This window comes from Pseudomonas sp. TWR1-1-4 (assembly GCF_049897165.1).
Lineage (GTDB): Bacteria > Pseudomonadota > Gammaproteobacteria > Pseudomonadales > Pseudomonadaceae > Aquipseudomonas > Aquipseudomonas canadensis.
The window spans coordinates 320,870-340,228 of record NZ_JAFCVS010000006.1; the positions used below are offsets into that span (position 1 = coordinate 320,870).

The 19,359-nt window shown below is 60.4% G+C and carries 21 protein-coding genes and 2 pseudogenes; 15 read left to right on the top strand and 8 right to left on the bottom strand.

Annotated elements, in window-relative coordinates; genetic code table 11:
* Nucleotides 1–93: 93 nt before the first annotated feature.
* The 4 genes from phaC (ACP7C6_RS20675) (at nucleotide 94) to ACP7C6_RS20690 (ending at nucleotide 5,204) form a co-directional block, all read left to right on the top strand.
* On the top strand, nucleotides 94–1,773 hold the full coding sequence (gene phaC, locus ACP7C6_RS20675) for a class II poly(R)-hydroxyalkanoic acid synthase (RefSeq protein WP_305383421.1): 1,680 nt from the start codon (nucleotides 94–96) through the stop codon (nucleotides 1,771–1,773).
* Between the two features lie 165 nt (nucleotides 1,774–1,938).
* Nucleotides 1,939–2,784 carry a poly(3-hydroxyalkanoate) depolymerase gene (gene phaZ, locus ACP7C6_RS20680; protein ID WP_028615410.1) on the top strand — a complete coding sequence of 282 codons (846 nt, stop codon included), beginning with the start codon at nucleotides 1,939–1,941 and terminating at the stop codon, nucleotides 2,782–2,784.
* Nucleotides 2,785–2,873: 89 nt separating this feature from the next.
* Nucleotides 2,874–4,556 carry a class II poly(R)-hydroxyalkanoic acid synthase gene (gene phaC, locus ACP7C6_RS20685; RefSeq protein WP_028615409.1) on the top strand — a complete coding sequence of 561 codons (1,683 nt, stop codon included), beginning with the start codon at nucleotides 2,874–2,876 and terminating at the stop codon, nucleotides 4,554–4,556.
* A 27-nt stretch (nucleotides 4,557–4,583) separates the two neighbouring features.
* Nucleotides 4,584–5,204 (top strand): TetR/AcrR family transcriptional regulator, encoded by a 621-nt coding sequence (locus ACP7C6_RS20690; protein WP_426109177.1) that lies wholly within the window; start codon nucleotides 4,584–4,586, stop codon nucleotides 5,202–5,204.
* A 116-nt stretch (nucleotides 5,205–5,320) separates the two neighbouring features.
* On the opposite strand, the gene ACP7C6_RS20695 is transcribed toward ACP7C6_RS20690, so the two are convergent.
* From ACP7C6_RS20695 to ACP7C6_RS20705, 3 genes are all read right to left on the bottom strand, one after another.
* Nucleotides 5,321–6,286, bottom strand: a complete 966-nt coding sequence (locus ACP7C6_RS20695; protein ID WP_426109178.1) for a phasin family protein — start codon at nucleotides 6,284–6,286, stop codon at nucleotides 5,321–5,323.
* A 12-nt stretch (nucleotides 6,287–6,298) separates the two neighbouring features.
* Complete coding sequence (locus ACP7C6_RS20700) at nucleotides 6,299–6,721, bottom strand: phasin family protein (RefSeq protein WP_236317534.1); 423 nt, start codon at nucleotides 6,719–6,721, stop codon at nucleotides 6,299–6,301.
* 105 nt (nucleotides 6,722–6,826) lie between these two features.
* Complete coding sequence (locus ACP7C6_RS20705) at nucleotides 6,827–7,102, bottom strand: polyhydroxyalkanoic acid system family protein (RefSeq protein WP_028615405.1); 276 nt, start codon at nucleotides 7,100–7,102, stop codon at nucleotides 6,827–6,829.
* A gap of 144 nt (nucleotides 7,103–7,246) precedes the next feature.
* Here ACP7C6_RS20705 and ubiE point away from each other — a divergent pair, with 144 nt between their 5' ends.
* The 11 genes and pseudogenes from ubiE (at nucleotide 7,247) to ACP7C6_RS20760 (ending at nucleotide 15,398) form a co-directional block, all read left to right on the top strand.
* Nucleotides 7,247–8,017: a bifunctional demethylmenaquinone methyltransferase/2-methoxy-6-polyprenyl-1,4-benzoquinol methylase UbiE gene (ubiE, locus tag ACP7C6_RS20710; protein ID WP_016972732.1), complete on the top strand. Its 771-nt coding sequence runs from the start codon at nucleotides 7,247–7,249 to the stop codon at nucleotides 8,015–8,017.
* Entirely contained in the window at nucleotides 8,017–8,640 is a 624-nt protein-coding gene (locus tag ACP7C6_RS20715; protein ID WP_426109179.1) for a ubiquinone biosynthesis accessory factor UbiJ, read from the top strand. Before ubiE ends, ACP7C6_RS20715 begins: the two co-directional genes overlap by 1 nt.
* On the top strand, nucleotides 8,637–10,241 hold the full coding sequence (gene ubiB, locus ACP7C6_RS20720; protein WP_028615403.1) for a ubiquinone biosynthesis regulatory protein kinase UbiB: 1,605 nt from the start codon (nucleotides 8,637–8,639) through the stop codon (nucleotides 10,239–10,241). Before ACP7C6_RS20715 ends, ubiB begins: the two co-directional genes overlap by 4 nt.
* Nucleotides 10,242–10,282: 41 nt before the next feature.
* Nucleotides 10,283–10,675: a phosphoribosyl-AMP cyclohydrolase gene (hisI, locus tag ACP7C6_RS20725; protein WP_012721796.1), complete on the top strand. Its 393-nt coding sequence runs from the start codon at nucleotides 10,283–10,285 to the stop codon at nucleotides 10,673–10,675.
* A gap of 2 nt (nucleotides 10,676–10,677) precedes the next feature.
* Nucleotides 10,678–11,010, top strand: coding sequence for a phosphoribosyl-ATP diphosphatase (locus ACP7C6_RS20730; protein WP_003187881.1), 333 nt, complete (start codon nucleotides 10,678–10,680; stop codon nucleotides 11,008–11,010).
* Between the two features lie 26 nt (nucleotides 11,011–11,036).
* On the top strand, nucleotides 11,037–11,315 hold the full coding sequence (locus ACP7C6_RS20735; RefSeq protein ID WP_016979166.1) for a twin-arginine translocase TatA/TatE family subunit: 279 nt from the start codon (nucleotides 11,037–11,039) through the stop codon (nucleotides 11,313–11,315).
* A gap of 10 nt (nucleotides 11,316–11,325) precedes the next feature.
* Complete coding sequence (tatB, locus tag ACP7C6_RS20740) at nucleotides 11,326–11,730, top strand: Sec-independent protein translocase protein TatB (protein ID WP_028615402.1); 405 nt, start codon at nucleotides 11,326–11,328, stop codon at nucleotides 11,728–11,730.
* A complete protein-coding gene (gene tatC, locus ACP7C6_RS20745) occupies nucleotides 11,727–12,515 on the top strand; it encodes a twin-arginine translocase subunit TatC (RefSeq protein ID WP_010213805.1) in 789 nt (262 codons plus the stop codon). The genes tatB and tatC overlap by 4 nt, the downstream gene beginning before the upstream one ends.
* Nucleotides 12,512–13,219 (top strand): 16S rRNA (uracil(1498)-N(3))-methyltransferase, encoded by a 708-nt coding sequence (locus ACP7C6_RS20750; RefSeq protein ID WP_426109180.1) that lies wholly within the window; start codon nucleotides 12,512–12,514, stop codon nucleotides 13,217–13,219. The genes tatC and ACP7C6_RS20750 overlap by 4 nt, the downstream gene beginning before the upstream one ends.
* Before the next feature lie 352 nt (nucleotides 13,220–13,571).
* Nucleotides 13,572–14,540: pseudogene (locus ACP7C6_RS20755) on the top strand (methyl-accepting chemotaxis protein); the annotation flags it as partial.
* Between the two features lie 144 nt (nucleotides 14,541–14,684).
* Nucleotides 14,685–15,398, top strand: coding sequence for a methyl-accepting chemotaxis protein (locus tag ACP7C6_RS20760; RefSeq protein WP_370468602.1), 714 nt, complete (start codon nucleotides 14,685–14,687; stop codon nucleotides 15,396–15,398).
* Between the two features lie 172 nt (nucleotides 15,399–15,570).
* Here ACP7C6_RS20760 and ACP7C6_RS20765 read toward each other — a convergent pair whose 3' ends face one another.
* The 5 genes and pseudogenes from ACP7C6_RS20765 to ACP7C6_RS20785 form a co-directional block, all read right to left on the bottom strand.
* The gene (locus ACP7C6_RS20765) at nucleotides 15,571–16,305 is read right to left on the bottom strand and encodes an amino acid ABC transporter ATP-binding protein (protein WP_028615399.1); all 735 of its coding nucleotides are present in this window, start codon (nucleotides 16,303–16,305) and stop codon (nucleotides 15,571–15,573) included.
* Complete coding sequence (locus ACP7C6_RS20770; RefSeq protein ID WP_426109181.1) at nucleotides 16,298–17,257, bottom strand: amino acid ABC transporter permease; 960 nt, start codon at nucleotides 17,255–17,257, stop codon at nucleotides 16,298–16,300. The genes ACP7C6_RS20765 and ACP7C6_RS20770 overlap by 8 nt, the downstream gene beginning before the upstream one ends.
* 25 nt (nucleotides 17,258–17,282) lie before the next feature.
* Nucleotides 17,283–17,402: pseudogene (locus tag ACP7C6_RS20775) on the bottom strand (outer membrane lipoprotein carrier protein LolA); the annotation flags it as partial.
* Nucleotides 17,399–18,196 carry a transporter substrate-binding domain-containing protein gene (locus tag ACP7C6_RS20780; RefSeq protein WP_025999974.1) on the bottom strand — a complete coding sequence of 266 codons (798 nt, stop codon included), beginning with the start codon at nucleotides 18,194–18,196 and terminating at the stop codon, nucleotides 17,399–17,401. The pseudogene ACP7C6_RS20775 and the gene ACP7C6_RS20780, both read right to left, overlap by 4 nt.
* A gap of 219 nt (nucleotides 18,197–18,415) precedes the next feature.
* Nucleotides 18,416–19,216, bottom strand: a complete 801-nt coding sequence (locus tag ACP7C6_RS20785) for a transporter substrate-binding domain-containing protein (protein WP_028615397.1) — start codon at nucleotides 19,214–19,216, stop codon at nucleotides 18,416–18,418.
* Nucleotides 19,217–19,359: the final 143 nt, after the last annotated feature.

Sequence of the window (19,359 nt, forward strand, 5' to 3'; positions counted from 1 at the left end):
CACCCGAGTCGCAGTACCAGGCTTGTGTTGTGTATCGAAACTGGGTGCGCAGCGGTCCCCGGTACTCGTCTTTCGGACAATGGAGCGTCGTAGATGAGTAACAAGAACAACGATGACTTGAAACGCCAGGCCTCGGAAAACACCCTGGGGCTCAACCCGATCATCGCGTTACGTAAAAAGGATTTACTCGCCTCGGCGAAGATGGTGCTGACCCAAGCCATCAAACAACCGCTGCACAGCGTCAAGCACGTCGCGCATTTTGGCGTCGAGTTGAAGAACGTGATGTTCGGCAAATCAGCGCTGGCGCCCGAAAGCGACGACCGTCGTTTCCAGGACCCGGCCTGGAGCCAGAACCCGCTCTACAAACGCTATCTGCAAACCTACCTGGCGTGGCGCAAGGAACTGCACGACTGGATCGGCGACAGCAACCTGTCGGAACAGGACATCAGCCGCGGCCACTTCGTGATCAACCTGATGACCGAAGCCATGGCCCCCACCAACAGCGCGGCCAACCCGGCGGCGGTCAAACGCTTCTTCGAGACCGGCGGCAAGAGCCTGCTCGATGGCTTGTCCCACCTGGCCAAGGACATGGTGCATAACGGCGGCATGCCGAGCCAGGTCAACATGGGCGCCTTTGAAGTGGGCAAGACCCTGGGCACGACCGAAGGCGCGGTGGTGTTTCGCAACGATGTGCTGGAGCTGATCCAGTACAAGCCGATCACCGAACAGGTGCACGAACGCCCGCTGCTGGTGGTGCCGCCGCAGATCAACAAATTCTATGTATTCGACCTGAGCCCGGAGAAGAGCCTGGCGCGCTTCTGCCTGCGCAATAACCAGCAAACTTTTATCGTCAGTTGGCGCAACCCGACCAAGGCTCAGCGCGAGTGGGGCCTGTCGACCTATATCGAGGCGCTCAAGGAAGCGGTGGATGTGGTCACGGCGATTACCGGCAGCAAAGATGTGAATATGCTCGGCGCCTGTTCCGGCGGCATCACCTGCACGGCACTGCTCGGCCACTACGCGGCGCTTGGGGAGAAGAAGGTCAACGCCCTGACCCTGCTGGTAAGCGTGCTCGACACGACGCTGGACACCCAAGTAGCGCTGTTCGTCGACGAACAGACCCTGGAAGCGGCCAAGCGCCATTCCTACCAGGCCGGCGTGCTGGAAGGCCGCGACATGGCCAAGGTGTTCGCCTGGATGCGCCCCAACGACCTGATCTGGAACTACTGGGTCAATAACTACCTGCTGGGTAACGAACCGCCGGTGTTCGACATCCTGTTCTGGAACAACGACACCACACGTTTGCCGGCGGCCTTCCACGGCGACCTGATCGAGCTGTTCAAGAACAACCCGTTGGTGCGAGCCAACGCACTGGAAGTGTGCGGCACGCCCATCGACCTCAAGCAGGTCACCGCCGATATCTACTCACTGGCCGGCACCAATGACCACATCACACCGTGGCAGTCGTGCTACAAGTCGGCGCAGTTGTTTGGTGGCAAGGTTGAGTTCGTGTTGTCCAGCAGCGGACATATCCAAAGCATCCTCAACCCGCCGGGCAACCCCAAGGCGCGTTACCAGACCAGCGACAGCCTGACGGCGAAACCGCTGGACTGGCAGGAGAATGCCACCAAGCACACCGATTCGTGGTGGCTGCATTGGCAGGCGTGGCAGGCGGAGCGGGCGGGTAAGTTGAAGAAAGCGCCGACGAGTTTGGGGAATAAGACCTACGCAGCAGCGGAAGCTGCGCCGGGCACTTATGTACATGAACGTTAAGCAGATGTTTGGTTGAAATGCAGTCACTGTGGGAGCTGGCTTGCCTGCGATAGCGGCGGGTCAGTTGTTGATGGGCTGGCGGAAAGAATGCCATCGCAGGCAAGCCAGCTCCCACATGGATCGCATCGCCCATAAGACTTACGCACCACCTGACAGGGCTTTCCCATGCCGCAACCGTTCATCTTCCGCACCATCGACCTGGATGGCCAGGCCATCCGCACGGCGGTGCGCCCGGGCAAGCCTCACTTGACGCCGTTGCTGATCTTCAATGGCATCGGCGCCAACCTTGAATTGGTGTTTCCGTTCGTCCAGGCGCTGGACCCGGACCTGGAAGTGATCGCGTTCGATGTGCCCGGAGTGGGCGGTTCATCCACGCCCAATCGGCCATACCGCTTTCCCGGTCTGGCCAAGCTCACTGCACGCATGCTCGATTACCTGGACTATGGCCAAGTGAACGCGGTGGGCGTGTCCTGGGGCGGCGCGTTGGCGCAGCAGTTTGCCTACGACTACCCGGAACGCTGCAAGAAGCTGATCCTGGCGGCCACGGCGGCAGGTGCGGTGATGGTGCCGGGCAAACCGAAAGTGTTGTGGCTGATGGCAAGTCCGCGCCGTTACATTCAACCGTCCCATGTGGTGCGCATTGCACCGATGATCTACGGGGGGTCGTTCCGCCGCGACTCACAACTGGCCGCCGAACACGCGAGCAAAGTGCGTTCGGCTGGCAAGCTCGGTTATTACTGGCAGCTATTCGCCGGGCTGGGCTGGACCAGCATCCACTGGCTGCACAAGATCCGCCAACCCACCCTGGTGCTGGCGGGGGACGACGACCCGCTGATCCCGCTGATCAACATGCGCATGCTGGCCTGGCGCATTCCCAACGCACAGTTGCACATCATCGATGACGGCCACCTGTTCCTGATCACCCGGGCGGAGGCCGTGGCGCCGATCATCATGAAGTTTCTAGAAGAGGAGCGCATGCGCGCGGTGATCCATCCGCGACCGGCCGTGTAAGGACCACACCGCCGCGCAACTTGCCAAGAACCGGCTATGGTTCTGAATTGGCGTGCCTGTTTGATGGCTTGACGAAGGAGTGTTGGCTCATGCGAGAAAGACCCGTGACGAACCCGGCGCCAACCCCTGCCGCGTTCATCAATGCGCAAAATGCGATCACCGGCCTGCGCGGTCGAGACCTGCTGTCGACCCTGCGCAGCGTGGCCGCCCATGGCTTGCGCAACCCGGTGCATACCGTTCGGCATGCCTGGGCGTTGAGCGGTCAACTGGGTCGCGTGCTGCTCGGTGAAACCGTGCACGAACCCAACCCCAACGACGGCCGCTTCACCGACCCCACCTGGAAGCTCAACCCACTGTACCGGCGCAGCCTGCAAGCCTATCTGAGCTGGCAGAAGCAGACCCGTCACTGGATCGATGACAGCAACCTGAGCGCCGATGACCGCGCCCGTGCGCATTTTGCTTTCTCGTTGATCAACGATGCGGTCTCCCCTTCCAACACCCTGCTCAACCCGCTGGCGATCAAGGAGCTGCTCAACTCCGGCGGCAACAGCGTGGTGCGCGGTGTGACCAACCTGTTCGAAGACCTGCTGCACAACAATGGCCTGCCGCGCCAGGTGAGCAAGCACGCCTTCGAAGTCGGCAAGACGGTCGCCACCACCCCCGGCTCCGTGGTGTTTCGCAATGAGCTGCTGGAGCTGATCCAGTACAAGCCCATGAGCGAAAAGCAATACGCCAAGCCGCTGCTGATCGTGCCGCCGCAAATCAACAAGTACTACATTTTCGACTTGAGCCCCGCTAATAGCTTCGTGCAGTACGCCCTGAAAAACGGCCTGCAGACCTTCATGGTCAGTTGGCGCAACCCGGATGTGCGGCATCGCGAATGGGGCTTGTCCACCTACGTCGCTGCGTTGGAGGAAGCACTCAACGTGTGCCGCGCGATCACCGGTGCCCGTGAAGTCAACCTGATGGGCGCCTGCGCCGGCGGCCTGACCATCGCCGCGCTGCAAGGCCACCTGCAAGCCAAGCGCCAGCTGCGCCGCATCTCCAGCGCCAGTTACCTGGTGAGCCTGCTGGACAGCCAGATCGACAGCCCCGCCACCCTGTTCGCCGACGAGCAGACCCTGGAAGCCGCCAAGCGCCGGTCCTATCAACAAGGCGTGCTGGACGGTCGCGACATGGCCAAGGTGTTCGCGTGGATGCGGCCCAATGACCTGATCTGGAACTACTGGATCAACAACTACTTGCTGGGCAAGGAACCGCCGGCCTTCGACATCCTGTACTGGAACAACGACAACACGCGACTGCCGGCAGCGCTGCATGGCGACCTGCTGGACTTCTTCAAACACAACCCGCTGAGCCATCCCGGTGGCCTGGAAGTGTGCGGCACACCGATCGATTTGCAGAAGGTCACGGTAGACAGCTTCAGCGTGGCGGGCATCAACGACCACATCACGCCGTGGGATGCGGTGTATCGCTCCACCCAATTGCTGGGCGGCGAACGGCGCTTCGTGCTGTCCAACAGCGGGCATATCCAGAGCATCCTCAACCCGCCGGGCAACCCCAAGGCTAACTACGTCGAAAACCCCAAGCTGAGCAGCGACCCGCGCGCCTGGTACTACGACGCCAATCACGTCGACGGCAGTTGGTGGCCGCTGTGGCTGGCGTGGATCCAGCAGCGCTCGGGCGTGCAACGGGAAACCCTTACTGCCCTGGGCAACCAGAACTACCCACCGATGGAAGCGGCACCCGGCACCTACGTGCGCGTGCGCTGAGCTCAACGATCACATTAAGAAGACTGGATGAAGACCCGCGATCGTATCCTTGAATGTGCCCTGCAGTTGTTCAACCAGAAGGGCGAGCCGAATGTGTCGACCATGGAGGTGGCCAATGAAATGGGGATCAGCCCCGGCAACCTCTACTACCACTTTCATGGCAAGGAGCCGCTGGTGCTCGGGTTGTTCGAGCGTTTCCAGAATGAGCTGGCGCCCCTGCTCGACCCACCAGCGGAAGCGCAACTGGAAGCCGAGGATTACTGGCTGTTCCTGCACCTGATCGTCGAGCGCATGGCGCATTACCGGTTCTTGTTCCAGGACTTGTCGAACCTGGCGGGACGTTTGCCGAAGCTGGCCAAGGGCATTCGCAACTTGCTGACGGCGCTCAAGCGGACACTGGCGTCTTTGCTGGCGCGACTGAAGGCGGCGGGTCAGTTGGCCAGCAGCACCCAGGCCCTGGGGCAACTGGTGGAGCAGATCACCATGACGCTGCTGTTTTCGTTGGATTACCAGCGGATTCTTGATCGTGAAGGCGAGGTGCAGGTGGTGGTCTACCAGATCATGATGCTGGTGGCGCCGCATTTGCTGGCGCCGGCACGACTGGCAACCGAGAAGTTCGCGCTGAAATATCTGGATGACACCGTCTGAAATTGTGGGAGCGGGCTTGCTCGCTCCCACATTTGGATGTGGTGTGCCGTTGAAAGTAGCCCCATAAAAAATGCCCGACCTTTGCAGGCCGGGCATTTTTTGTATCCTGAGAAAAATCAGGACTGACTGGATGGCGTCGGGGTTGCCGGCGTTGCAGTCGGGGTCACAGTAGGGGTCGGTGCGGAAACCGAATTGGCTGTGGAAGCGGTTGGCGCAGTAGCAGGCTTGGCGGCAGCAGCAGGCTTGGGTGCTGCTGGTTTTTTCGCTACAGCAGCCTTTTTCGCGGCAGCGGGTTTTGCCGCTGGCTTGGCTGCAGCAGGTTTGGCGGCTGGTTTCGCGGCGGCAGGTTTGGCAGCGGGTTTTGCTGCAGCGGTTTTGGCGGCAGGCTTGGCGGCTGGTTTGGCAGCGGCCTTGGCTGCAGGTTTTGCGGCTGGCTTAGCGGCAGGCTTGGCAGCAGCTTTAGCAGCCACTGGTTTGGCAGCCGGTTTGGCGGCCGGTTTAGCTGCTGCGGTTTTGGCAGCTGGCTTGGCGGCTGGTTTAGCAGCAGCCTTGGCAGCGGGTTTTGCAGCCGGCTTGGCGGCAGCTTTTACCAGAGGCTTGGCCGCAGGTTTCGCAGCCGGTTTGGCCGCTGCGGTTTTAGCCGCTGGCTTGGCCGCCGGTTTTGCAGCAGCCGTTTTCGCGGGTGCCACTTTAGCGCCGGTGAGTTTTTCGATTTGCTTGGTCAAGGTATCGACCTTGCTGTGCAGCGTCTTCAACTCTGCCTTACTCGGCACGCCCAGTCGCGAAATGGCACTGTTGAGGCGTTTGTCGAAAGTTTCTTCCAACTTGCCCCACGTGTCAGAAATGCTCGACTTGGCGGAGCCGGCAGTTGCCTTGGCGGCTTCAACTTTTTTACCAACCGTGGTTTTGGTCAACTTCTCGGCTTTCTCGCCGTCCTTGACCAAAGTCTCGAAGTATTTGCCGCCGTCACTGCTAACCTTCGAGTACACGCCTAAACCAGCAAGCCAGATCTTACGGGAATATTTTTCAACTTCCCCGACCCACGAGCTGCCTTCTTTCTGAGTAGTCTTTTTAACAGCCATCCCGATGTCTCCTTAGTGTTTACGCGCGACACGTTCTAGCAATGTCGTCAGCTCTTCGAGCTTAGCAGAGAGTGTCTCAACGTCATGTTTAGACGCAATGCCGATTCGATTCAAGGCACTGGCAACACGAGTGTCAAAAGCTTTTTCAACTTTATCAAGCTGAACTTCTACCAGACCTTTGACGGCGGAGACATTACTCTTTACTTGGTCAATCTGACTGTTGGCGGCTTCAAGTTGTTCAACTGCAACTTTTTTACCTTTACTTTCAACATGTTGACCGGTCTTAACCAGCTCTTTGAAGTACTCGCCGCCCTCGCTTCCGACCTTGGCATAAGCACCAAGTCCTGCCAGCCAGATCTTGCGGGCGTAGGATTTAACCTCGCTCAGGGGAGTGGTCTGGGCGTCGATTTTTTTCTTCAGGATAACTTTGGCCATGGTGCACCTCACGCAGAATAGGGTGGAGGAACGGCCCACAGGAGTTGAGGGCTTGGGCACAAAGTAGGCTGTAAAATTAGAATCGGCACCCTAAGAACAGACGGATCACACCAAGGCTTTATCCAGGGCTTTTTCGATTTCGGACTTGATGGTGCCACTCATGGCCGACATCAACAGGCCCAGTTCCACATCGATGCGCAACGAATCTTCAGTGACTAATACCGCGCCCTTAACCCCCGAACGCTTGAGGTTCAAGGTATCGCCGGACCATGACGGCTCCAGGCCATATTGCTCTTTGAGTTTGAGCGCCAACTTGTCGGCCTTTGCCCGCGCGCCTTCTTTACCCAGGGAATGTGCGCGCTCAACGGTTATACGGGCCATTGCAATGACTCCTCTTTATAGGGACGTGAATACCTTCGATGCGGCAAAAGGTCTCGGTGACCACCCATCTTACCTGCAGCCTTGCCAAGACAAAGCAGGCCTTGGGGATTATCATGTCCCGCATTCTCTTTTGGTGACAGCGATATGACTGATCAGCGCAAAGGCAGCGATGCCGAACCCACCACTCACTTCGGCTTCAAGAACGTCCCGGAAAGCCAGAAAGCGGAAAAAGTCGCTGAGGTGTTCCACTCCGTGGCGGCCAAGTACGACCTGATGAACGATGTGCTGTCGGGCGGTATGCACCGCCTGTGGAAGCGCTTCACCATCGAGTTGTCGGGTGTTCGCCCTGGCAACCGTGTGCTGGACATCGCCGGCGGCACAGGTGACCTGGCGGCCAAGTTTTCCAAGCTGGTTGGCCCGACTGGCCAAGTCGTATTGGCCGACATCAACAGTTCGATGCTCAAGGTCGGTCGCGATCGCCTGCTGGATAAAGGCGTGGCCGGCAATATCGAGTTCGTCCAGGCCGACGCCGAAAAGCTGCCGTTCCCGGACAACCATTTCGACTGCGTGACCATCGCCTTCGGCTTGCGCAACGTCACCCACAAGGAAGACGCGATCCGCTCGATGCTGCGCGTGCTCAAGCCGGGTGGTCGCCTGTTGGTGCTGGAGTTCTCCAAGCCGACCAACGCGGTGATGTCCAAGGTCTACGACACGTACTCGTTTGCCTTTATGCCACTGGTAGGCAAACTGGTGCTCAACGACCCGGACAGCTATCGCTACCTGGCCGAATCGATCCGCATGCACCCCGACCAGGAAACGCTGAAGTCGATGATGGTAGAAGCCGGTTTCGACCGCGTGACCTACCACAACATGACCTCGGGTATCGTCGCCCTGCACCGCGGCATCAAGCCCTGATGCTGCTCGCCAGCCTTCTCGCCAGCGTTGAACACGGTCTCAACCGTGTGCTGCGCCTGGACAGCACCGCCCTGGCGCGGCTTGCGCACCTCAACGGCAAGGTGATTGCCGTCGACTGCCGCAGCCCAGCCTTGCAGCTGTTTATCCTGCCCAGCGATGAAGGCCTGATGCTCGCGACCCAATGGGCCGCCGACGCCGATTGCACCCTGCGTGCGCCGGCGTCGAGCCTGTTGCACCTGGCCCTGAGCCGCAACAAGACCGCCATCCTGCACAGCGCCGAAGTGGAGCTGGAAGGCGACAGCTCGGTGCTGATGGACCTGGCTGCCGTGCTGCAGGACCTGGAACTGGACTGGGAATACGAGCTGTCACGCTGGATCGGCCCCGTCGCCACCCAGTTGATCAGCGGGCACCTGCGCAGCCGTTCGCGCTGGTACCAGCAGGGGTTTGCCAGCCTCAACCAGAACCTCGCCGAATACCTGAGCGAAGAATCGCGCACCCTGGTCGGAGAACGTGAGGCGCAAGCGCGCTTTCGTGAACTCGACAAGGCCAAAATCGACCTGGAACGCCTAGAGGCCCGCTTCGAGCGCCTAAGCCGTTCCCTTGATCCAAGCGATAACGCATGAAGCTGCTCGCCGTCCGCCGTTTGTTTCGTATCCAGCGCGTCGTAATCCGCTACCAACTCGATGACCTGCTGTTCGCCCTGCCCCTGCCGTGGTTCCTGCTGGCAGTGCGCTATGTGCTGCCGTGGCGCTGGTTGCCGCGCAAGAAGCTGGAGCTGAGCCGTGGCGCGCGCCTGCGCCTGGCGTTGCAGGACCTGGGGCCAATCTTCATCAAGTTCGGGCAGATCCTCTCGACCCGCCGCGACTTGCTGCCTGAAGACATCGCCGACGAGCTGATGCTGCTGCAGGACCGCGTGCCGCCGTTCGATTCGCAGCAGTCAATGGCGTTGATCGAAGAGCAACTGGGCAAGAAAATCAGCGAAGTCTTCAGCCGCTTCGACGTCGCGCCTCTCGCGTCGGCCTCTGTGGCCCAGGTCCACGCGGCGCAACTCAAGACCGGCGAAGAAGTGGTGGTGAAGGTGATTCGCCCGGGTCTCAAGCCGATCATCGGCCAGGACCTGGCGTGGCTGTTCATCCTCGCCCGCGCCGCCGAGCGTTTCTCGGCCGATGCGCGGCTGCTGCACCCGGTAGACGTGGTCGCCGACTACGAAAAGACCATCTACGACGAACTCGACCTGCTGCGCGAAGCCGCCAACGCCAGCCAGCTCAAGCGCAACTTTGAAGGCTCGCCGCTGCTGTACGTACCCCAAGTTTACTGGGACTGGTGCCGCCCCAAAGTGCTGGTGATGGAGCGCATCTACGGCGTGCAGGTCACCGACCTCGCGACCCTGGCCGACCAGCGCACCGACATGAAGATGCTCGCCGAGCGAGGCGTGGAGATCTTCTTCACCCAGGTGTTCCGCGACAGTTTCTTCCACGCCGACATGCACCCCGGCAACATCTTTGTCAGCACCGTGAACCCGTGGAGCCCGCAGTACATTGCGATCGACTGCGGCATCGTCGGCAGCCTGACCCCCGAAGACCAGGACTACCTGGCCCGCAACTTGTTCGCCTTCTTCAAGCGCGACTATCGCCGTGTGGCGCAGTTGCACATTGATTCAGGCTGGGTGCCGGCGGAAACCAAGCTCAACGAATTCGAAGCGGCGATCCGTACCGTGTGCGAGCCGATCTTTGAAAAACCGTTAAAAGATATTTCCTTCGGCCAGGTGCTGATGCGCCTGTTCCAGACCGCGCGACGCTTCAACATGGAAGTGCAGCCACAGCTGGTATTGCTGCAAAAAACCCTGTTGAACATCGAAGGACTGGGCCGCCAGCTGTACCCGGACCTGGACCTGTGGAACACCGCCCAGCCGTTCCTCGAACGCTGGATGCGCGAACGCATGAGCCCGAAAACCGTGCTGGGCAACCTGCATAGCCAGATGGAACAACTGCCGCACCTGGCCAACATGACTCGCGACCTGCTGGAGCGCATGTCCCAGCCCCACGCCAAGGACCCGGCGCCGCCCTGGAAGCAGCGCAAGGACGACTGGTTCCTGCGCCTGCTGGGTGCTGCGCACCTGGTCGGCGGGGTGATGCTGGCCATCGGTGGCCCGCTGAACCAACTGGGCCACTGGCCGGCTGGCATCATGGTCGCGGTGGGTGTTTATCTGATCGTGCGTCGATAGCCAATCCGGTTATACACTGTCGCAAATTGCCGGAGCCGAACATGAAAGACTGGCTGGACGAGATCAAATGGGACAGTGACGGCCTGGTGCCGGCCATTGCCCAGGACTACAAGACCGGGCGCGTGCTGATGATGGCCTGGATGAACCGCGAGGCCCTGAGCCTCACCGCCACTGAGCAGCGCGCCATCTATTGGTCACGCTCGCGTGGCAAACTGTGGCGCAAGGGCGAAGAGTCCGGGCACGTGCAGACCCTGCACGAGATGCGCATCGACTGCGACGCCGACGTGGTGATCCTCAAGGTCGAGCAGATCGGCGACATCGCCTGCCACACCGGCCGTCACAGCTGCTTCTATCGCGTGTTCGAGAACGGCGAATGGAAAGTTGTCGAGCCGGTGCTCAAAGACCCGCACGCCATCTACTCGGCAGGACACTAGACATGAGCGATACCCTGAACCGCGTGGCCCAGGTGCTGGAAGACCGCAAAGGCGCGGATGCCGACAGTTCCTACGTCGCTAGCCTGTACCACAAGGGTTTGAACAAGATCCTGGAGAAACTCGGCGAAGAATCCGTCGAGACCATCATTGCAGCCAAGGACGCGCAAATCAGCGGTGATTACAGCGATGTAATCTACGAGACCGCTGACTTGTGGTTCCATAGCCTGGTCATGCTCGCCCAACTGGGGCAGCATCCGCAGGCTGTGCTGGATGAACTGGACCGACGCTTCGGCTTGTCCGGGCATGCCGAGAAAGCCTCGCGCCCGTCGGCCTGAATAACCAAGACTAGAGGATTTGCAGCATGGGCATTTTTGACTGGAAACACTGGATCGTCATTCTGGTGGTGGTGGTACTGGTGTTCGGCACCAAGAAACTCAAGAATTTGGGCACCGACGTGGGCGAATCGATCAAGGGCTTCCGTAAAGCCATGAACGACGACGAGAAACCGGCCGACCCGGCTGTAAATCCGGTGCCTCCGGCGCAGCCTGTGCACCCGCAGGCCACCCAGCCGATCACCGAGCGCCGTACGTTCGACGTTCAGGCTGAGAAAGTCGAAGAGCCGACCCGCAAAGACTCGTGAGCACTGACTAATGTTTGGTATCAGCTTCTCTGAACTGCTGCTCGTCGGCCTCGTAGCCTTGCTGGTACTGGGGCCGGAACGCCTGCCCGGTGCAGCACGTACGGCCGGCCTGTGGATCGGGCGCCTGAAACGCAGTTTCAACGCTATCAAACAGGAAGTTGAACGGGAAATCGGCGCCGACGAGATCCGTCGGCAACTGCACAACGAGCACATCCTTTCGTTGGAACAGGAAGCCCGCAAGATTCTGTCACCGGTGCAGGAGCCCGCCAAACCGGCGGAGCCTGTGGCTCAAAACAGCATCGCGCCTGTTGCCGAAGCCGCCCCCGTGGCACCGATCGCGCCCACCGAGCCTGCGCCGACGCCCACCGCGTCGCCCGCGCCCCATGACCCTACATTGCCGCCGCGAGCCCCATGAGCGCTGATAAACCGGAAAACGACCAGCATATGCCGCTGGTCTCGCACCTCACCGAGCTGCGTACCCGCCTGCTGCGTTGCGTAGCGGCCATCTTCATCATCTTTGCCGGGTTGTTCGCCTTTACCCAGCAGATCTACACCTTCGTCTCCACGCCGCTGCGCCAGTACCTGCCGGCCGGTGCGACGATGATCGCCACCGACGTGTCGTCGCCGTTCCTCACGCCGTTGAAGCTGACCATGATGGTCTCGCTGTTCCTGGCGATCCCGGTGATCCTGCACCAGATCTGGGGCTTTATCGCGCCGGGCCTGTACAAGCATGAGAAGCGCATCGCCGTGCCGCTGCTGGTGTCGAGCATCCTGCTGTTCTACACCGGCATGGCATTCGCTTACTTCCTGGTGTTCCCGCTGATCTTCAAATTCTTCGCCGCCGCCACCCCGGCCGGCGTGGAAATGATGACCGACATCACCAGCTACCTCGACTTTGTGATGACGCTGTTCTTCGCCTTCGGCGTGGCCTTCGAAATCCCGGTGGCCGTGGTGCTGCTGGTATGGATCGGCGTGGTCAACGTGGCGTACCTGAAGAAGATCCGCCCGTACGTGATCATCGGCTGCTTCGTGGTCGGCATGATCCTTACGCCACCGGACATCTTCTCCCAGACCCTGCTGGCCGTGCCCATGTGGATGCTGTTCGAAATCGGCATCCTATTCAGCGGTTTGATCAGCAAGCGCGGCGAACACCCGGATGACCAGCCCGACGACGACCAGCCGCCAGCGACCCAGCCGTGAACCTGCTGCTCCTTGAAGAGGCCGACTTCATCGCGGCCGACCGTGTGGTGCTGCGTGATCGACGCCTGGTGCACATGCAGGAAGTCCACCGCGCCGCCGTCGGCGACAGCCTGCGTGTTGGCCGCATCGGTGGATTGATGGGCAATGCGCAACTGCTGCGCCTGGAAGCCACCGAAGCCGAGCTGCAAGTCAGCTTCGACCAGCCGCCACCGGCCAAGCTGCCACTGACCCTGCTGCTGGTCCTGCCACGCCCGAAGATGCTGCGTCGAGTGTTGCAGACCGTCGCCGCCATGGGCGTGCCCAAGGTGGTGCTGCTCAACAGCTACCGCGTCGAAAAGAGCTTCTGGCAAACCCCGTTTCTGGAACCCGAAGCGATTCGCGAGCAATTGATCCTCGGCCTGGAACAGGCGCGGGACACGGTGCTGCCCGAGATCATCATCGAAAAACGCTTCAAGCCGTTCGTCGAAGACCGCCTGCCGGCACTGGTTGAAGGCACCCTGGGCCTGGTCGGTCATCCTGGCGACTATCCAGACTGCCCCCGCGGCCTCGACGAGCCAGTGACCCTGGCGATTGGTCCCGAGGGCGGCTGGATTCCCTACGAAGTGGACCTGCTGGCCAAGGCCGGGTTGCAGCCGGTACAACTCGGCGCCCGCATCCTGCGCGTCGAAACCGCCGTCACCGCCCTGCTCGCCCGCTTGTTCTAACCCCGCTTACTCCGGATGGATGGGCTTTTTGTGGTGAGCGGGCTTGCCCCGCGCTGGGCTGCGCAGCGGCCCCAACAAGGATGCCGCAGTGTATCAGCAAGACCGCGATGCCTGGGTTTAGGGCGGCTCCGCCACCCAGCGCGGGGCAAGCCCGCTCACCACACAAACCCTCTCCGACATTCGACCTTGTTGCTACAGAACTCACCTACGCTGCCGATAAGCTCTTAATAAGTCCAAGCCTTGTTCCAGGGGAGTTCGCAGCATGTATCGTTGGTTAGCCGAAAAGCTGGGGAATGTCAGCGTCAAAACCAAACTCGGCGTGGGCTTCGGCCTGGTATTGCTGCTCACGTTGATGATCACCTTCACCGGCTGGACCGGCCTAGGCGACGTGATCAGTCGCGGTGACAAACTGGGCTATATCTCCAGCCTCAACGGCCTGACCAAGGACTTGCGCCTGGCGCGCCTGGACTTCGAAATGCGGCGCGGCGAACAAGGCACCGACGCGGTCAATAGCCTGATCACCAAGCTGGACAGTGGCCTCAAAACCGCCGCCGACCTGATCGAGCAACCCGGCGACAAGGCCCTTGTGGAACAGCAACAAGACGCCTTGAACCAATACAAAAAGGCCTTTGCCGCCATGGTCCAGGCCGGGCTCAAACGCGAAGGTGCGCGCAGCAAACTGGGCGACACCGCCGACAACGCCGTGGCGAAGGTCAGCGAGGTCGAGAAAAGCCTGCTGCAAGGTGACAGCGTCACGCAGTTCAACAGCGTGGTCGACCTGAGCAAACTGATTCAGCAAGCGCGCTTCCAAGTGCGCGGCTATACCTACAGCGCCAAAGTCGAGGCTGAACAACCGGCCCTCGACGCCATTGATAACGCGGTGAAGAAAATCACCGAGCTGGAAGGCCAACTGCCCGCGCAGTACCAGGCCAATCTGCAGGAGGCCAGCACCTCGTTGCAAGCCTACCGCGCGGCCGTCAGCCAATACCGTGACTCCCAGACCGCTGCCGCCGAGGCGCTGAAAGTCATGAGCGCCCAGGGCGACATCCTGCTAGCTCACAGCGAAAAACTCACCACCTCGCAAACGGTGGTGCGCGATACCGACGCCGCGCAGGCCAAACAACTCTTGCTGCTGGCGACCGTGCTGGCGCTGATCTTCGGCTTGGTGGCCGCCTGGGCGATCACGCGCCAGATCGTCATCCCGCTGAATCAGACTCTCAAGGTGGCGGAGCGCGTCGCCTCCGGCGACCTGAGCCACAACCTGACCTCCACACGCCAGGACGAACTGGGCCAACTGCAACGGGCCATGCAAAGCATGACCGTCGGCCTGCGCGAGCTGATAGGCGGTATCAGCGACGGCGTCACTCAGATCGCCAGCGCTGCCGAGCAATTGTCGGCCGTGACCGAACAGACCAGCGCCGGGGTCAATAGCCAGAAGGTCGAGACCGACCAGGTCGCCACCGCCATGAACGAAATGGCCGCCACTGTGCAGGAAGTCGCGCGCAACGCCGAGGAAGCCTCTGAAGCCGCCGTAGCGGCTGACCAACAGGCCCGAGAAGGCGACAAGGTCGTCGGCGAAGCCATCGCCCAGATCGAACGCCTGGCCACCGAGGTGGGTAACTCCACGGTCGCCATGGGCGACCTGAAGCGCGAAAGCGACAAGATCGGCAGCGTGCTCGATGTGATCAAGTCCGTCGCCCAGCAAACCAACCTGCTGGCCCTCAACGCCGCGATTGAAGCTGCGCGCGCCGGGGAAGCCGGGCGTGGCTTCGCCGTGGTGGCGGACGAGGTGCGTAGCCTGGCCCAGCGCACGCAGAAGTCCACCGAAGAGATCGAAGAGCTGATCGTCGGCCTGCAAAGCGGCACCCAGCAAGTAGCGACCATCATGGACAACAGCCGCGGCCTGACCGACAGCAGCGTCGAACTGACCCGTCGTGCCGGCAGCGCCCTGGCGAGCATCACCCGCACGGTCTCGACCATCCAGGCGATGAACTCGCAGATCGCCACCGCCGCCGAGCAGCAAAGCGCGGTGGCTGAAGAGATCAACCGCAGCGTGTTGAACGTGCGTGATGTGTCGGAGCAGACCTCGTCAGCCAGTGAAGAAACCGCCGCGTCCAGTGCAGAACTGGCCCGCCTGGGGATTTATCTGCAAACGCTGGTGGGGCGTTTCCGGATCTGAGCCACACTTTATGAAACGTCCTACGTAGTTATCAGCCCAGCAGTGTGCCGAATCGAATTAGCGTTTCCTTAGTTGCGAAACGCTTCTTCAGATTCGGAGGTCGCCATGTTTTCTCGGCTGACCCGCTTGCTGCTCAATGCCAGCGTCCGCTTCAAGCCCGCACAGGAACAGGCTATAGGACCTGACGCAGGAAAGCCTGGGCCCGTGGGTCCTTCGGCGCATCGAAGAACGCGGCCGGGGCAGCGTCTTCCAACAGTTTGCCATGGTCGAAGAACAGCACCCGGTCAGCCACTTCACGGGCAAAGCCCATTTCGTGGGTGACGCAGACCATGGTCATGCCTTCCAAGGCCAGGGTCTTCATCACGTCCAGCACTTCGCCGACCATTTCCGGGTCCAGCGCCGAGGTCGGCTCGTCGAACAGCATGACCTTGGGGTCCATCGCCAGAGCCCGGGCAATCGCGACGCGCTGCTGCTGCCCACCGGACAAGCGTGATGGAAACTCGTTGGCCTTCTGCGCGATTCCGACCTTTTCCAGCAATGCCAGGGCCTTGGCCTCGCGTTCCTTCTTGCTGCGCTTGCGCACGACTTTTTGCGCCAGGCACAGGTTTTCCAGCACCGTCATGTGGGGGAACAGGTTGAAATGCTGGAACACCATACCGACTTCGCGGCGATAGGCGTTCACGTCGGTTTTTGGATCAGCCAGTTGCAGGCCGTCGATGCTCACCGAACCCGAGTCGAATTCTTCCAGGCCATTGAGGCAGCGCAGGAAGGTGGACTTGCCGGAGCCGGACGGGCCAATCACCACCAGCACTTCGCCTTTGGCCACCTGGGTGGTCACGTTGTCGACCGCACGGACCACATGGCCACGGGTATCGAAGACTTTTACCAGATCGCGGACTTCAATCACTTTGCGCGAGCCTCCGCTCAAGCCGGCTGGCCATTTTCGACAGCGGCAGGTTGATCAGCAGGTACAGGCCTGCGACGCAGAACAGAATTTCAAACGGCGAGAACGAGGTGGTGATCACTTCGCGGCCGCTTTTGAGCAGTTCGGTAATCGCAATCACCGAGACCAGCGAAGTGTCTTTTACCAGGCTGATAAATTGCCCGGCCAATGGCGGCAACACGCGCTTGAACGCTTGCGGCAGTACCACATGGCGCATCGACTGGCTCGCGCTCAGGCCCAAGGACCGCGCGGCTTCATTCTGGCCGCGGGTGATGGACTGCACACCTGCGCGCACGATTTCCGCTACATAGGCGCCGGTAAACAGCGACAGTGCGGCGATCCCGGCAAATTCCCGGGACAGGTTGAGCACCGTGCCAATAAAGAAATAGAAAATGAAGATCTGCACCAATAGCGGCGTACCGCGCACCAGCTCGACGTAGATCGTCGACAGATCTCGTAAGGTCGGGTTGCTGGACAACCGGCACAAGCCGGTCGCCAAACCTATCGCCAGGCCCAGGATGCCCGACACCACCGACAGCCACAACGTGGTCCACAACCCCCACATCAGCGGGCCCAGCGCCCAATGGCGGGTCACGCCCACCACGTCGCCTTCGGCCACATCGTCGCCACGCGCCACTTGCAGGCTGTTGTCGGCAACGGTCAGCTTCTGCTCGGCGCCTGCGTCGTTGCGCAGGGTCACTTCGGCGACATCGCCTTTGCGTACCAACTCGACAACGGTGGAGACATCAGCGGCGCGCTGGGAAGTTTCAGCCTGGTAGGCGAAGTACTGCGGCACGCGATTCCAGCGCCACTCGTAGGACATCAACGAGGTGGCGTAGTACAAGGCGCCAGCCAGGCCGACCAGCACGACCACAGTCAGCAGGTGCCAGGGCCATTGGGCTTTTTTCTGTTTCATTTCAACTCTCGGAGTGTGTCGCACTTGTAGGAGCGAGCTTGCTCGCGAAAAACCTGAGAGCGCCACGGGATGTCAGGTTTCCCGCGTCATCGTTGGCGATATTCGCGAGCAAGCTCGCTCCTACAGGTTCTGGATCAGCGCTTATTCCATGTCCTTGAGCCACTCGGAGCTCTTGAACCACTTGTCATGGATGCGATCGTAGGTGCCGTCGTTACGGATCTGGTGCAGGAAGTTGTTGATGAAGTTGATGCTGTCGTAGTCGCCTTTTTTCAGGCCGAACGCCAGGGGTTCGAAGGTGAAGGGTTCTTCGAGGTATACCAGCTTGCCGTTACCGACTTTCTTCTCGGCAACCACGTTGTAAGGCGCGTCATACACAAAAGCATCGGCCTTGCCGTTGACCACGTCCAGCACGCCTTCCTGCTCGTTGTCGTAGCCGTGGTACTTGGCCTTGGAGATCAGCTTCTTGGCGACCATCTCACCGGTGGTGCCGAGCTTGGAGGTCAGGCGGTATTTCTCGTCGTTCAGGTCTTTGTAGGACTTGATAGTGCCTTCCAGCTCCTTGCGGATCAGCAGGGTCTGGCCGACCACGATGAAGGGTTCGCTGAAGTTCAGGCGCAGGTTGCGTTCCTGGGTCAGGGTCATGCCGCTGCCGATCATGTCGAACTTGTTGGTCAGCAGCGCCGGGATGATGCCGTCGTAGCCGGTGGAGATCGGTTCGAACTTGACGCCCATGGACTTGGCCATGGCCTTGAGGATGTCCACTTCGAAACCGATGATTTCGCCGCGCTTGTTGGTCATCTGGAACGGCATGTAGGTCGGGTCCATGCCGACTTTCAGCGTGCCGCGCTTGACCGCATCATCGATGGCGCCGGCCTGGGCCGCATTGACCGCGACCAGCGCGGTGACGCCTAGCAGCAGCATCGAAAGATACTTTTTCATCATCAAGTCCCCTGAACGATTCTTATAAGGTCGGCGCGCAAACGGGCGGCACCATTTCGGGGTGCGATCCTAACCCACTCGTCTGCTGTCACAAAGGTTTCACGGCTATTTGTTATCGGCGTATGTCGGAAAAGCCCCCCGACAGGACAGCAAAGGGCAGGCGTAGACACGTGCAGGGGCGATTGAAGCAACGGTTTGATATGTAATCAGTTATGACTTTCAGTCGATCTCTGCCAGCCAGGCAGTGTCTTTAAACCACTTATCGTGAAGATGATCGTAGGTGCCGTCCTGGGCAATCTGGTTGAGGAAATGGTTAATCCAATTGAGGCTGTCGAAATCACCTTTTTTCAAGCCAAACGCCAGGGGTTCAAACGTGAAAGGTTGCTCAAGCGCCAGTAGGGTGCCGTTCTCCGCGCGACTCAGGGCGATCAGGTTGTAGGGCGCGTCATGAATAAAGGCATCGGCCTTGCCTTGTACCACTTGGCGTACCCCTTCCTCCGGTGTTGAAAAACTGCTGAGTCGGGCCGCCCCTAGAAACCGTCGCGCGGCCGCCTCGCCGGTAGTGCCTTCGGTAGCGGCGATCCGGTAGCTGGCGTCATCCAGGTCTTCCACACTGCTCACCTTGCCCGCCAGGCGTGGATGCAGCAACGCGGACTGGCCGACCACAATGAACGAATCGCTGAAGTTCAGCTTGAGGTTGCGCTCTTGGGTGATGGTCATACCGCTGCCGATCAGGTCGAACTTCTTCGCCTGCAACCCCGCTACCAGTTCGGTGTAAGGCACCGCAACCAGCTCAAGCTCCACACCCAACGCTTGGCTCATGACGTTGAGCAGGTCGATTTCAAAGCCGACGATGCGGCCCTGTTTGTCGGTCATTTCGAAGGGCACATAGGTGGGCGTAGTGCCGACCTTCAGCACGCCGCGTCGAACGGCATCGTCAATCGCGCCGGCCTGCGCCAACCCCGTGTGAATCAATGCGGCAGCGCTTAGCAGCAGTGCCAAACAATAGCCTTTGCTCATAAATACCCCTGTGGCAAGTCCAAATCCGGGGCGATGCTAACTCAGTCACAGGCACGGCAATACGCCTCGAACAAGGGTCTTTTGTTTCGAAAAAACAAGGGCTTGGCGTAAGGAAGGAAGAAGGGGAAAACGCTGTAGGACCA